The sequence below is a fragment of the Geomonas silvestris genome (assembly GCF_014193515.1).
GTDB lineage: Bacteria > Desulfobacterota > Desulfuromonadia > Geobacterales > Geobacteraceae > Geomonas > Geomonas silvestris.
Genome location: NZ_BLXX01000001.1, coordinates 790726 through 803701 on the forward strand (window position 1 = coordinate 790726; position 12976 = coordinate 803701).

The 12976-nt window shown below is 59.8% G+C and carries 14 protein-coding genes; 12 read left to right on the plus strand and 2 right to left on the minus strand.

Going from position 1 to position 12976, the window contains the following annotated elements:
- Window positions 1-69 precede the first annotated feature (69 nt).
- Entirely contained in the window at window positions 70-1800 is a 1731-nt protein-coding gene (locus GMST_RS03335; RefSeq protein ID WP_246399175.1) for a transporter substrate-binding domain-containing protein, read from the minus strand.
- Between the two features lie 316 nt (window positions 1801-2116).
- Between GMST_RS03335 and GMST_RS03340 the strand changes: the two genes are divergently transcribed.
- Window positions 2117-3106, plus strand: a complete 990-nt coding sequence (locus GMST_RS03340; RefSeq protein ID WP_183353185.1) for a tetratricopeptide repeat protein — start codon at window positions 2117-2119, stop codon at window positions 3104-3106.
- Between the two features lie 751 nt (window positions 3107-3857).
- On the opposite strand, the gene GMST_RS03345 is transcribed toward GMST_RS03340, so the two are convergent.
- Entirely contained in the window at window positions 3858-4505 is a 648-nt protein-coding gene (locus GMST_RS03345; RefSeq protein ID WP_183353186.1) for a hypothetical protein, read from the minus strand.
- Window positions 4506-4693: 188 nt separating this feature from the next.
- Here GMST_RS03345 and GMST_RS03350 point away from each other — a divergent pair, with 188 nt between their 5' ends.
- The 11 genes from GMST_RS03350 to GMST_RS03400 all read left to right on the plus strand — a co-directional run bounded on the left by GMST_RS03350 (window position 4694) and on the right by GMST_RS03400 (window position 12857).
- Complete coding sequence (locus GMST_RS03350) at window positions 4694-5416, plus strand: YkgJ family cysteine cluster protein (RefSeq protein ID WP_183353187.1); 723 nt, start codon at window positions 4694-4696, stop codon at window positions 5414-5416.
- A 220-nt stretch (window positions 5417-5636) separates the two neighbouring features.
- The gene (locus GMST_RS03355; protein WP_183353188.1) at window positions 5637-6113 is read left to right on the plus strand and encodes a YybH family protein; all 477 of its coding nucleotides are present in this window, start codon (window positions 5637-5639) and stop codon (window positions 6111-6113) included.
- 102 nt (window positions 6114-6215) lie between these two features.
- Window positions 6216-6848, plus strand: coding sequence for a DUF1345 domain-containing protein (locus GMST_RS03360; RefSeq protein WP_183353189.1), 633 nt, complete (start codon window positions 6216-6218; stop codon window positions 6846-6848).
- 66 nt (window positions 6849-6914) lie between these two features.
- Window positions 6915-7595, plus strand: coding sequence for a hypothetical protein (locus GMST_RS03365; protein WP_183353190.1), 681 nt, complete (start codon window positions 6915-6917; stop codon window positions 7593-7595).
- 411 nt (window positions 7596-8006) lie between these two features.
- On the plus strand, window positions 8007-8345 hold the full coding sequence (locus tag GMST_RS03370; protein ID WP_183353191.1) for a hypothetical protein: 339 nt from the start codon (window positions 8007-8009) through the stop codon (window positions 8343-8345).
- Window positions 8346-8661: 316 nt separating this feature from the next.
- Complete coding sequence (locus GMST_RS03375) at window positions 8662-9372, plus strand: cytidylate kinase-like family protein (RefSeq protein WP_183353192.1); 711 nt, start codon at window positions 8662-8664, stop codon at window positions 9370-9372.
- Between the two features lie 72 nt (window positions 9373-9444).
- Window positions 9445-9921 carry a cohesin domain-containing protein gene (locus GMST_RS03380; RefSeq protein WP_183353193.1) on the plus strand — a complete coding sequence of 159 codons (477 nt, stop codon included), beginning with the start codon at window positions 9445-9447 and terminating at the stop codon, window positions 9919-9921.
- 172 nt (window positions 9922-10093) lie between these two features.
- On the plus strand, window positions 10094-10597 hold the full coding sequence (locus GMST_RS03385; RefSeq protein WP_183353194.1) for a ferritin-like domain-containing protein: 504 nt from the start codon (window positions 10094-10096) through the stop codon (window positions 10595-10597).
- A gap of 542 nt (window positions 10598-11139) precedes the next feature.
- The gene (locus GMST_RS03390; RefSeq protein WP_183353195.1) at window positions 11140-11970 is read left to right on the plus strand and encodes a DUF5020 family protein; all 831 of its coding nucleotides are present in this window, start codon (window positions 11140-11142) and stop codon (window positions 11968-11970) included.
- 176 nt (window positions 11971-12146) lie between these two features.
- Entirely contained in the window at window positions 12147-12461 is a 315-nt protein-coding gene (locus GMST_RS03395; RefSeq protein WP_183353196.1) for a hypothetical protein, read from the plus strand.
- 96 nt (window positions 12462-12557) lie between these two features.
- Window positions 12558-12857: a hypothetical protein gene (locus GMST_RS03400; RefSeq protein WP_183353197.1), complete on the plus strand. Its 300-nt coding sequence runs from the start codon at window positions 12558-12560 to the stop codon at window positions 12855-12857.
- Window positions 12858-12976: the final 119 nt, after the last annotated feature.

The following is a 12976-nucleotide window of genomic DNA, read 5'->3' on the forward strand; positions in this document are numbered from 1 at the left end:
TTCCGCTTCAGGCAAGGAATTTAGGGTCTTTCTCCGTGAACTCCGTGCCTCCGTGAACAATGATCCTTATCACCCGGTAGGCAGCGCAAGGGTAACCGTGGTCCCCTCTCCCGGCACCGAAGCGAACTCCAGGGTGCCGCCGTGCTCCTTGACGATGCCGGCAGAGACCGACAACCCCAGTCCCGTGCCACCGACCTCGCGCTTGGTGGTGAAGAACGGGTCGGTAAGACGCGGCAGATCCTCCGCGGCGATCCCCCTCCCCTCATCCTGCACCGCCAAAAGCACCACGTGGTTTGCCGCGTCGAATGACGTGGTGACCACGATCCGCTTCCCCTGCCCTTCCAGTGCCTGGCTCGCGTTCACCAAGAGGTTGACCACGACCTGTTCCACCCGCTGGCGGTTGCCGCGCACCCGCGGCAGGTACTCCGCGTAACAGAGTTCCAACTGGTGGGTACTCTTCACGATCGACTTGTCGACCAGGCGCACCGCCGCCTGCACCACCGCGTTCAGATCGAAGAACTCGGACATGTCGGCCGTGTCGGGGCGGGCGAAGTCTTTCAGTTCCGAGACGATCCGCTTGATGCGCCGGGCCGCGTCCTGGGTCTCGGTCAACATGTGCGGCAACTCTTCGCGCAGCCTCGAGTAGCTGTGGCGCCCCAGGCTGAAGTCGCCGTTGTCCCGGTAGTACTCCTCCAGGATGGGGAGCGAGCGCCGCAGCGTCTCCTCGAAGCGCTGCAGGTTGAGGAGGATGAGTCCGTTTGGGTTGTTGATCTCGTGGGCCACCCCCGCCACCAGGATCCCCAGCGAGGCGAGCTTGTCGGCCTGCACCAGCTTGTCCTGGTGCCTGCGCAATTCCCGCAGTGCCTGCTCTTTCTCCGCGACCTCGCGCGCCAGTTCCCGGGTCCGTTCGGCCACCTGTTTCTGCAGGGCACGGGACCAGGCCACCGTCCCCACCAGGATGAGCACCAGGGGGAGCGCCACCAGGGCCACGTAACGGAAGACCCGCTGCCAGGAGACCGGCTGCGGTTCGAGGACCCCCAGCCAGCGCCCGCGGATCTCCTGGTACTGCCCCGAGCGCTTCAAGACCGCAAGCCCTTCGTTGAACTTGTCCAGAAGTTCCAGGTTCCCCTTGCGGACCGCATAGCCGTAGGACTGGGTGATGATCGGCTGGGCCACCGGGATGATCCGTTTGAGCCCCAGCTCCTTTTCCAGGTACTTGCCGGTCAGCTTGGACACGAGCGCGCAGTCGTGGCGCCCGTCGTTGAGAAGCTTCAGCGCGTCCGCCAGCGTATCGGTCAGGACGAGCTTCGCGCTCGGGTCGAACTTCGCCATGAAGTCCTGCATGATCGAGTTGCGCATGACGATGACCGTCTTGCCGTGCAGATCCTCCAGGGAACGGATGCGGCGGTCGTCGCGCCTGATCCAGATGGACTGGTACAAAAGTGCATGCGGCGTGGAGAAATCCACCTCCTGGGTCCGCTCCGAGGAGTAGGCCATCCCCTGGACGATATCGATCTTGCCGTTATCCAGTCCCTCGCGCATCTCGCTCCAGGGTCCCAGGCGGATATCCACATCGAGCCCCATCACCTCCGCGATGGCGCGGGTAAGTTCCACGTTGAAACCGGCGGGATTACCCTGCTTGTCCAGGAACTCGTAGGGGGGGTAGTTGAAGTCCCCGCCCACCGTGACCCGCGGCTTGCGGTTGCGCTCGGCAGACGCGGAACCGCGGTCCGCCATGAGAACGAAGACCGCCACCAGCACCAGCCACAGGGCTGCAGCTCGTAACGAGAAACAACCCAAGCGGCAGGATCCGGCGGAAGATTTTCGGACCGGGACAGCGACAGGAACGGGAAAGGGGGCAAAAGCCACGTGCAAGGCACCTGTAACGTGAGAGTGGAAAGTCGCCATGTAGCGAAGTCGTGTGAATTTAATGGCATAGAACGCTTGACAAAGTCAACAGAAGTTACCGCAGTGTCGCCATAACACGCCCCGTCCGGACCGTGAAGGGCGCTCAACACTAAAACATTTTAGTTGTTGGCGCCTAAGCTGCGTGATATCTTTTTGCGAACTGTCAGCACATATCCCACGGAGTATGAGCTTGCCAAGGAGATACGAGATGAAGCGTTTCTTTGCCGCCGGTTTTGGTTTGGTTCTCGTAACCGCAGCCGCAGCCTCGGCCGCCCCGGTTCTCTACACCGGTGAGATCGGCGTGATGCGGGTCTCAGGAAAGTTCTGCGCATCCGATGTCTACGAAAGGTTGCCGCAGATCGACCTGGCGCTGGACCGCAAGGGGGACGGTGAGTTTAGCGGCTACTACTCGATCGAAGGGGTAAAGATAGGGAAGCTGAGCGGCGCTTCCGCCGCGCAGTTGTCGGTCGAGTACCCGATCGCGGATAAGGTCCTCTCGCAGGGGCACACGCTGTCGTTGGACCTTGGCAAGGATCCGGTAGCTGGGATTTTGCAGGAGAAGGGACTGGTGGAAAACGCCGAGGGGTGCGCCATCGAGGTCGGCGAGGTCCGTCTGTCGCCTCTTCCCGATGAAGACGCGGCGCAGTGGCTTACGCGTACCGAGAAGAGCTACCAGGCGCAAGCCCTCAGCAGCGAAGCTTTGAGCTTTATGAAGAAAGAGCAGCCCGGGAAGGCTATCCCGTTGTACCAAAAGGCTCTCTCCCTCGAAGAAGCCGCACAGAGTTCCGGGTCACCGCTCACCATCCTTTACGTCGACCAGTTGGCCCAGGCCTACGGCAAGAACCACCAGGTGGACCAGGGGATTGCGGTGCTCGAACCGCGGGTGGCGCAGTCCGAAGACCCGGAGAAGCGCTTTTACTCGGAAGGGCTCGCCCGGCTGCTGCAAGTAAAAGCCGCCGCCTACTACCGGGACGGAAAGTTTAGCGAAGCGCTCCCCGTCTTCCGGCGGGCAATGACCTTGGATCCCTCGGAAAGCGCTTACCCGGTGGGGCTTGCCCGGACGCTTATAAAACTGCAGCGAACCGATGAAGCCGCGGCCCTGATCAAGGAGGTTACGCCTCTTTTCGGCGACGAGAGCGACCGCGATGAGCTGAACCGGGTCAGTCAGGAGCTGCAAACACTTAAAAAGAAACAGTAGCATCCCGTTTGGACCTCTGGCAGCAGCGCCTGCGGGCACCTTTTTCCCAGCCCGATGACCTGGTTCCTTCCGAGGACGAGAGGCGTACCGGGATCTTTAAATCGAGGGCGGGTGTTTACGGCCCCCCCGGCCGATCGATGTAATCCGGCGTCTTTTTATTCGATTGGCCGACGTTTTGATACAAAAGCGGTCCGTTTTTTTCAAACGGGTGGATTTCTGATTCAAAAGTCCGCCGTTTTTTTCAAACTGATCGATTTTTGATTCAAAAAACGTCGGGCTTTATCAAACGGATCGATTTTTGATTTAAAAAACGTCCAACTTTTTCAAACGGATCGTTTTTTGATTTAAAAAACGTCCAACTTTTTCAAACGGATCGTTTTTTGGTTTAAATGGATCGATTTTTCATTCAAAAAATCCTCCGTTTGTTCAAATCGACCATTTTCTGATTCAAAAAATCTCGAACTTTTTCAAATCGATCTATTTTTGATTTAAAAATCGAAAGATTTGTTCAAAGGGGCCATTTTTTGATTCAAAATCTTCAGTACTTTTTCAAACGAACGATCTCGTGACGAAAGTCGGGGAGGGGGAGTTGCAAACCGAGAGGTATGGCCGGAGCGGTTACTCCGTCTGGGGGGGAAGGGAGCAGATCGATCCTGTGGCGGGTGGATTTTGATAAATGAAAAGGCGGCGTATCGAATGATACTGCCGCCTTTCTTGATGGTGGAAAAGTCTCGCTGAACTGACGTGCAGTTCAGGTGACCACGATCGGTATCGGTGCGGTCCATTTGCCGGCATGTCCATCTTCGTGGTATCGCGCAAAGATATAGATCCGTTTGGCTGATTGAAGTTTCTTTAACTGGATACGGGACCTCTGGTAGAGACCGGCACTGGCACCCGCCTCCACTTTCGGCTCATCGCTTATCCAGAGTTCGACAACTGCGCTCGCACGGTCCCGCTTGATGATAACATCGATCGTTTCCTCTCCTGCGTTTTTGGCGCTGACAACCGGAAGTAGGTCGATGAGGCTGGGCGCCACTTTTACCTGCGGTTTTGCCTTCAACTCAAGGCCGCAGTCGTCGGCGTAGCTTGGGTCGTTGTGATACGTGACCATCATGTTCACGTGATGGGCGTTCATGGCGAGTGCCTGCTTCCCGGCCAGGACCATCGGGTGATTGTCGATCTTCTTGTTTCCCTCGCGCTCCGCCGCGTCAAGGGCGGCGACAACGGCATCGCAGATCTCCCGCAATTTACCTGAGTTTGAGACGTACGGCCCGAACTGTCCCTGGAAAGCTCGATGGTGGTCCACCTTGTCTGCATGGAGGCGCAGGCGGACAACGACCTCGACCGGCGCCAGACCGGCCATGTTCGTCTCAACCGTTTCAACAATGATTTGTGACATGATGTCCCTCCGCAAGATCGTGCTATGCAATATGCAGAGGAGTTTAATTTGTGTTTTTTAAGTTTCAAGTGCCGAGCACCATTTTTTTGCGAACGCGCGATTTTTTTTGGGGGGCGGGGACAGACTTGGGGACGGCAGTGTGCTATGCTGCGCCGTCGCCATTGCCACAAACTGGATGAGGGGGAACCATGGCCGCGAGCAACGGACCCAGCGCAGAGCTCCTTGAGTTGGTCAAAGAACAGCAGGCATTCCTGGAGATGTTGGCCCGCTCCTGGGTGAGCGACTACCGTGCCAGCGGCGGCTCGATCTTCTGCTCCAAGGGGTGCCGCAACTGCTGCAGCCTGGCGGTACACACCGGTTTCGCCGAGGCGCTGGCAATTGCCAGTTACCTCGATGACAATCTGAGGCAGGCGGTCAGCGCCTACGCTAGCAAACTCAAAGCTCTGGTCGGCGGAGTCTCGGCACTTCCCGAGTATCTGCGTCTGCACCGCAGGGAAATGGGCTACTGTCCGCTCCTCGACGCCTCGGGGTCCTGCAGCGTCTACCCGGTCCGTCCCCTTACCTGCCGCGCACTCATCTCCACCAAGGAAAGTTGCTGGTGCGCCACCGATTTTGCCACCGTTTCCGCATCGGATCGCGACGGGTATCTAGCCAGCCTGGATCGCCAGGTTGTCAATTATCCCAGCCACTACGTCGCCGTACTCCAGGAAAGCGCCCAGGAACTCGAGGACGTGGAAAACCGGAGGATGCACGAGCTCTTCGGGTTCTCGCTCTACGGCAACCTGGGGGTGCTGCTCGAACTCATCTGCCAGCACCGACTTGCCGAGGCGTGCCTGGAAGGGAGGGCGACCGTCGAGGCCGTCATCGCAGCAGCAGGTTTCGAGCACCCCTTGCTGCTGACCGTCGGCTAAGCTCGCGAAGCGCATCCCCCTCAGGACCGAGCCCCGAGCCGCAGGGGGCTCCCCGATCATGCGACCCTGCCCCGTAAAGTCTCCCCTTTCACAGGCCGCCGTCCCAAAAGTGACACATTTTTCGTTGTTGGCGCCTAAGACACATGCTATGCTGCGTGGGGCGCAACTGCGCGATATCAAGCTGCCTTCCCTCGAACCAACTCCTTCTCAAGGAGGAACCATGCTGGACTTGGTACAGACCCCCGTCACCGGCCGAGAGAACCCCACCCACCTCACCCCTCAACTTGCGGCACTCTCCGCGTTTTACCGCGCCCTTAACAGCCGCGACCTCGAGCTTATGTCGCAGAACTGGCTCCAAAGCGACCAGGCAGCGATGGACAATCCTCTCGGCGGCATCAAGCGCGGCTGGGAAGAGATCCAAACCGTGTACCAGCGGTTGTTCGCCAGCCCCTCGCAGTACTGGTTCGAGTTCTACGACTACAGCCTGCACGAGCGGGACGCCATCTTCTACGTGGTGGGGCGCGAGCGCGGCGAGTTCACGGTAGCCGGTGCCACGCTTGCCATGGCGATCAGGACGACCAGGATCTTCACCCTGTCCCAGGGAGAGTGGCGCCAGGTGCACCACCACGGCTCGATCGAGGACCCGGATCTCCTCATGCGCTACCAGCAAGCGGTCCGGGGAGGCAACACCCGGTGAAACCCGGCGGGAGTTTTAAAAAAAAGGTGAACCGGCTGCCGTTTCGGGGTGAACATGACGGCTAACGGCACTTCCGGCACGCGGGACCCGGTGTCCCCTCGCATGCACTCGCGTTGGCCTGCGCTCTTCGCACTTTTGGCCTTGGGGGGACTCTACGCTGCCCTCCCTCCGTCCCTGGTTCTTGGGGGCGCGCGCTGGCTCCTTTTGCTGCTCATCTCGCTTTTGCTGGTTCCGATGCTGATCTCGCACTTTCGCGGGGCCCACACCACGAACCAGGTCCTCGGCTACATCCTCAACGCCCTGGTGACCCTGGCGATGGTCATCTCGCTGGCCCTCTTGATCCTCGCCCTCCCCGCCCATCTCGAAAAACCGCAGGAGCTGCTGAAATCCGCCGCGTCCTTGTGGTTCTCCAACATCCTGGTCTTCGCCTCGTGGTACTGGAGGCTCGACGCCGGCGGTCCGCACAAGCGGGCACAGCGCGGGGACCACGCAAGCGGCGCCTTCTTGTTCCCCCAGATGACGCTCCCCCCGGAGAGGAAACACGCCGCGGGGATCAAGGAGTGGAGCCCGAACTTCGTCGACTACCTCTTTTTGGCATTCAATACCTCGACCGCCTTCTCCCCCACCGACGTCCCGGTGCTCTCGCGCTGGGCGAAGCTTCTCATGATGCTGCAATCGATCATCTCGCTTCTGGTCATCGCCCTGCTCGCCGCGCGGGCAGTCAACATCCTGTAGCGAACTGCTGCTCCGGGTGGCGGCCGGGCGGTTAGAGGTTCCCTCGAAGATACCTAAGGAGCTGACATGGACGCTACCGGATGGAACCCCGATGCTTTTGCCGCGCAGCTCAAGGAACGTCTGGAGCCGCTCCTTTCCGGCGGGCCGCGCCAGGCTCACCTGGGTAAGGCCCTCCAAACGTGCTGCGAGGCGGCGGAGTCGCTTTGCCACGGTCGGATCATGGCCTGCGGCGCAGGGTGCCCGCACTGTTGCGTCCTTAACGTAGCCGTTTTGCTCCCCGAGGCGATAATCATCGCAGATTGGCTGCACAATGCCTTGCTCCCCGCCGAACTCGCCGTATTGAAGAAAACACTCGCCCTGCACCGCTGCTGGGGGCGCTGGATGGATGATGAAGAGCGCATCGCCAAGAAGGTCACCTGCCCCTTTCTGGACCTCGCCGGCAGCTGTCTGATCCACCCCGTGCGGCCGCTGGCCTGCCGTGGGGTGAGTTCCCTCGACCGTGCCTCATGTCGGGAGGCGCTCGCCCCGGTGCTGACCGACGAGCCGCAGCTGGTGGTAACCGACCTCCTGCGCAGGGCGGCCTACGACGAAAGTTTCCGGGCCCTGGCGGAACTGCTCAAGGTGTACTGGCTGGATGCGCGCAGCATCGAACTGGGGAGCGGCGTCCTCGCCTTTTTGGAGGAACCGGCCCTGGTGGACCACTTCCTGGGCGCCCGCAGACTTCCCGACGAACTCTGGAGGGCGTAGAGCCCTTTCCCCCGCTTTTCCCCCGTTATCCCCATCTCAAGCCGCCGCTCTTCCGCGCTTGGCATCTCCCCGTTCGCCCAGAAGTTCCCAGTGCCATCTGCCTCCCGGCACTTGGCGGTTCCGCTCGCTCCGATCTCCTCAGCTTTCGTCTTTTGGGCCATCGTTTCCACAGCCGCGACTCTCAAAATGGCAGCATGAAACCCTCCTGAAGGATTAAATCATGAGACGCTGCGGTACTTTGTCATTTAAATGGTACAATTAATATGGTATACACAATACCGCCAGCGGCAGATACCGGCTGACCAGCATCCCCCTACCCCCCTATGAGGAAAAGGAAGAGCCACCATGTAATCACGTGAGTGAAAGCAGCCCGAGGGAATCGTTTCCTGCCCCCCTCGAAAGGAGACTAGAGTGATCTGGAAAATTTATTCCTGGATTTTCACCGGCATCCTCAGCCTGTCCTATGCCTCCATGCCGCCCGAAGCGGTCTCTTCACGCGAACTCATCGACATCCCCATCTCGACCATCTCCCTCATAGGCCTCTTCGGTTTTGCCTTCAAGCGACGCATCGGAGCACGTACCTTCTGGCAGTTCTGGCTCTTCACCGCGATATCCTGGGACCTCATCTACAATTTCCTGCTGACGACTCATGCTGCGGTCACCGTAACCAAAGTGGCTCTGGGTGCACTGATTTTCATTCCGGAATACGTGGCGCTCTACAAGTACTCCTTTCAGCCGCAGCCAGAGTAGCGCCTAAAGGTAAGAACCCCTCCGAGTACCCCGCACACATCGTCCCGTCTGCACGATGTGCTCTGCTCTCCTGCGCACGGGATTCCGCCATTCCGACAAAACGCACCGCCTCGCCCCTCCTTGATCCGCTTCCCTCCACAAGTTCCTCTCACAGCGTAATCTAATAGTACAACTCATCCTGTGCCGAGCTTGTGTAGTTATAGAAAGCTCTGTATAATCTGAAGCCAATGTGTCACTCAGTAAGAAAGATACGCTCAGAGCCTCACAGGAGCTTCTTTCTGTTTCATTACATCCTGTCCTCTCCAAGAGGAACCATATGCCTGATAGTCTGTTCATACCTTCAGTGGACCTGAGAATCGGATCTTTGGAGGAGTACAACCGGAAGCAAAAAGAGAAAGCGGCCCAGCACTTCAAACGGCCCAAGGCACGCCCCTGCATCACGATTTCCCGAGAGTACGGCTGTACCGGTTATCCCGTCGCCGAGGCGCTGCTGGAGATCATGACGCGCCAGACGGGAGAGCCGTGGGTCATGATCGACAAGGCCATCCTCGACGAGGTTGCCAGCCGCCACAACCTCTCCACCGACATCCTGCAAACCCTTGGGGAGGAGGACCGAATCCTGGACGAGTTTCTGGCCACCTTCTCGCCGCGCTGGAAAAGCAACTACGACTACTTCAAACCGCTGGCAAGCCATATCCTCGCCCTGGCCGAGCAGGGGAACGTGATCATCGTGGAGATGGGAGGCGCAGTCATCACCCGGCACATCGAGGACTCCTTCCATTTCCGGCTCTACGGCTCGGAAGCCTTCCGCATCAACTCGATAGCGACGCGGCTTAAGATCGACAAGGAAGAGGCCGAGAAGTTGATGCGGCACCGCCAGAAGGTGCGCGACAATTTCAGCAGGGACTTCCTGAACCACGACAACCGCGACCCGCAACTCTACGACCTGCAGTTCAACAATAACCGCTGCACGCCGGAGGTCATCGCCGCGACCATCGCCGAATTCGTGCTGCGCAAGATCCGCTGAGGGGTGCAGTTCCCCGGTCTACCCTTACCCGTAACCAATCGCCGACGAAGGCGCCAGAAGAGAGAGCCCCACATGACACTTTGCCCCCCCTCCAAATTTTTGGCCGCAGGGTTGCTCCTGCTTCTTACCGCCACCTTTAACGGCTGTGGCAGCGGCAGCACCGAGCCCACCACGGATCAGGTCGTCTTCAGTAACGGCGCAGCTTTAAGCCTGGTCGGCTCGAAGGGGAACTACCAGATCCAGGGGAGCGCGTTCCAGAAGATCTCTGCGGTAGACATCACCGTGTACTACGATCCTGCTGCGCTATCCTCACCTGGCGTCGTCAAGGGACCACTGATAACCGGTGCCCAAATGATCACCAACCTGTCCGTCCCCGGCACCATCACGGTAGCGCAGATCGGAGCTAACGGGGTCACGGGAAGCGGAAACCTCGCCACCGTTTCCTTTGCCACCGACAACGGGACCCGCGGTCCCAGCTTCGGAAAGGTCCGCATCATCGACGATCTGTTTCACGTGTACAGCTCCAACGGACGGGGACCGCAGCCTTAGCTGCACCGGTTCGGACCTTTCGCCACGCGGCGCAAAGCCCGTTGCGACACCCAGCAAGTTGAAAAGCGAAGCTCTTATGGTACAACTGCCAAACGTGTTAGCCAGCCCGGACCCGAGTGCCCGCCAGCCAGCACCAACCATGGAATGAATTTCCGAAAAGGAGGAAGAGACTGTGGGATCTAAGGGACGTGAAATCATCGGTATGGACGTCGAGGAGTTGCTGGCCCTATTGAACAAGGCGTTTTGCGACGAGTGGCTGGCTTACTACCAGTACTGGCTGGGCGCCAAGGTGGTCAAAGGCCCGATGAAGGACGCGGTCGGCGCCGAACTCTTGCAGCACGCCACCGAGGAGCTGGCCCATGCGGACATGGTCGCCCTGCGCATCATCCAGTTGGGCGGCACCCCGGTCACCAAGCCCGCCGAGTGGTACCAGTACAGCAACTGCGGCTACGACGCGCCGGACGACCCGTTCGTGAAGACCCTCCTGGAGCAGAACATCAAGGGGGAGCAGTGCGCCATCGGGGTCTACAAGCGGCTCATGGACATCACCCGCGAGAAGGACCCCATCACCTACAACATGGTGCTCACCATCCTGCAGCAGGAGGTGGAGCATGAGGAGGACCTGCAGGCCCTTCTGGAAGATTACGAGCTGATGGTAAAGATGATGAAAGAGTAGGCCGCGCACGCGGTAACCACCCGCCCGTAACGACCTGGGGGCGGCTGGAGCAGGGACACTCTTCCCGCCCCGGCCGCCCCTTTGCCGTTCAATTAGCCTCGCCTTATCAAACCGCAAGAGAATTCCTCTCTTAACGCGCATTAAACATAAAAAGAGTGATTCAAAAACGATTTCGTGCTAGTTTCCCCGCGTCAAAAGGTCGTTTGGTGATCGTATACGCCGAAAGTGTGTCGCAACCAGCAAAAGGCACACTCGATGGCGGCATTGCAGAGCTTGTTATGAGAGTGCCTTTGGATGCAGGGTCGATCGCTTCATCCTCCCCCCGGTCACGCAAGCTGCCGCACCGAGTTCCTTACGCCTTCAGGCAATCCCAAGCTAAATCAACCAGCCCTTTTCGAGTGCCAGACACGGAAACCGTATTTTCCGCGGGAGTACCTGTTCGCCTTGCGGCTGCAGCGTCACGCAGCGAGGTTCTCGGGACGGCTGCGGCCGGCGAGTTTTCCTACCACCAGGTAGTCAGCTTGATTCAAAGGAGAGTACCGATGAAGAGATTCACCCGCAGCACTCTGTCCCGCAGCCTGAGCTTCCTCACCCTGGCAGCTTCCCTGCTGCTGCCGCTTGCCGTGGCCGAAAATGCCCACGCAGGCGCCGCCCTCTGGCAGTCCACCAACTTCCAGTACATCTGGGGCAGCGGCTACCGGAACCCCAGCTTCGTACCCGACGCAAACGGTCACATGGCATCAACCAAGGACTCCAACCGCTCGACCATCACCGTGGAGCATGCTGACGCCTGGAAGTACGGCGACAACTTCGTCTTCTTCGACATCACCAACGGCGAGGTGAACCGCAAGGGGACCGACAAGAAGACCTCCATCTACGGCGAACTCTCCCCGCGCCTGAGCCTGGGCAAGATCAGCGGCCAGGACCTCTCCTTCCTCTTCGTAAAAGACGTCTTGTTGGCGGGCACCCTCGAAGTTGACGGCGGCGGCGGTGGCGGCTTCCACAACTACCTCTACGGTTTGGGCTTCAGCCTCAACCTGCCGAAGTTCAACTTCGCCGACCTCAACGTCTACGTGCGTAACGACACCAACCAGTCCGGCGTGACCTACCAGATCACCCCCTGCTGGCAGCTCCCCTTCGCCGTAGGCAAGGCTGACTTCGTCTTCGAAGGCTTCGCAGACATCGCCGGCCCGGAAGGGGATCTCTCCTTCAACGTCGACGTCCAGCCGCGCCTGCTGCTCGACCTGGGCAAGGTGTGGGACAAGCCGGGCAACCTGTACTTCGGTACCGAGGTAATGATCTGGCACAACAAGTACGGCTTCAAAGGCGTGAACGAGTTCGTGCCGCAGGCCATGGTGAAGTGGGTGCTCTAGCCTGAGCACCCCGGCCGGCGCAGGCCGGCCTGCAAGGTAAAAGCCCCCGGATGCCACCGCATCCGGGGGCTTTTTGCGTTTCCGCCTCTCTTTCCTCGGCATCTGGAAACATGGTAAGCTAGGAGCGTGTCCAACAGAGGCCGGCCTGCCTTAATACCGGCAAAGGAGGCACCTCAATGAAAGGTCTTTGCAGCAGAATCCCGCTCCTTTTCGCGGCGGCCGGCATGCTCGCCGGCTGCGTGGTCGGCCCGGGGCCCGACCCCTACTACGGCGAAGAGGCTCCGCCTCCCCTCCCCTCGGTGGTCGAACTGGACAGCGGCCCTTACTACCACTACCGCGATTATCACTACCGCTACGAAAACGACCGCTGGCATTACGCGCGCCACCGCGAGGGGCCCTGGCATGAACTCCCGCGCTCGCACTGGCCGCACGAGGTGCGGCAACGTGGCGAAGCAGGACGGGGTCCGGCATACGAACACGAGCGTCGCTAACCGTTTCTGCCGGCGCGCCACCGGTGCTGCCGAGGGGGGACCGTGCTCGATCACCACGATCTGCTGCGCGCGGAGCTCGGCGAGCTGAACAGCTAGGTGCGCCGCCACTTCCAGCTCTTCTTGGGCTGGTACACCTTCTTTCTCACCGTGAACTTCGGCGCCATCGGCTGGTTCACCAGCGTCATGCTGACCGGCGCCCTCGAGGTGAGCCTCCCCGTCCTCTTCATCGCGCTGTTCTTCGTCGTCCAGCTGATTTTTCCCTACCTGGCGAGCCGCGCGGTACGCGACTACCTCGTCGATACCGACCGGCGCATGGCCGAGATCGTCCGCGAACTGCTGCCGAACTGGCAGGAGGCCGCGCTGCTCCCCCGCCCCCCCTTCCCCCTGAAGGTCTAGGTGAAGATCATCGGGCCCATCTGCAGCACGCTCATCTCCTTCATCGTTTTTTGGATCACGCTTTCGATTGTGGCGCTGTACCTGGTTCCGCTGTAGGGCAAGCCGCACTATGCTGACCG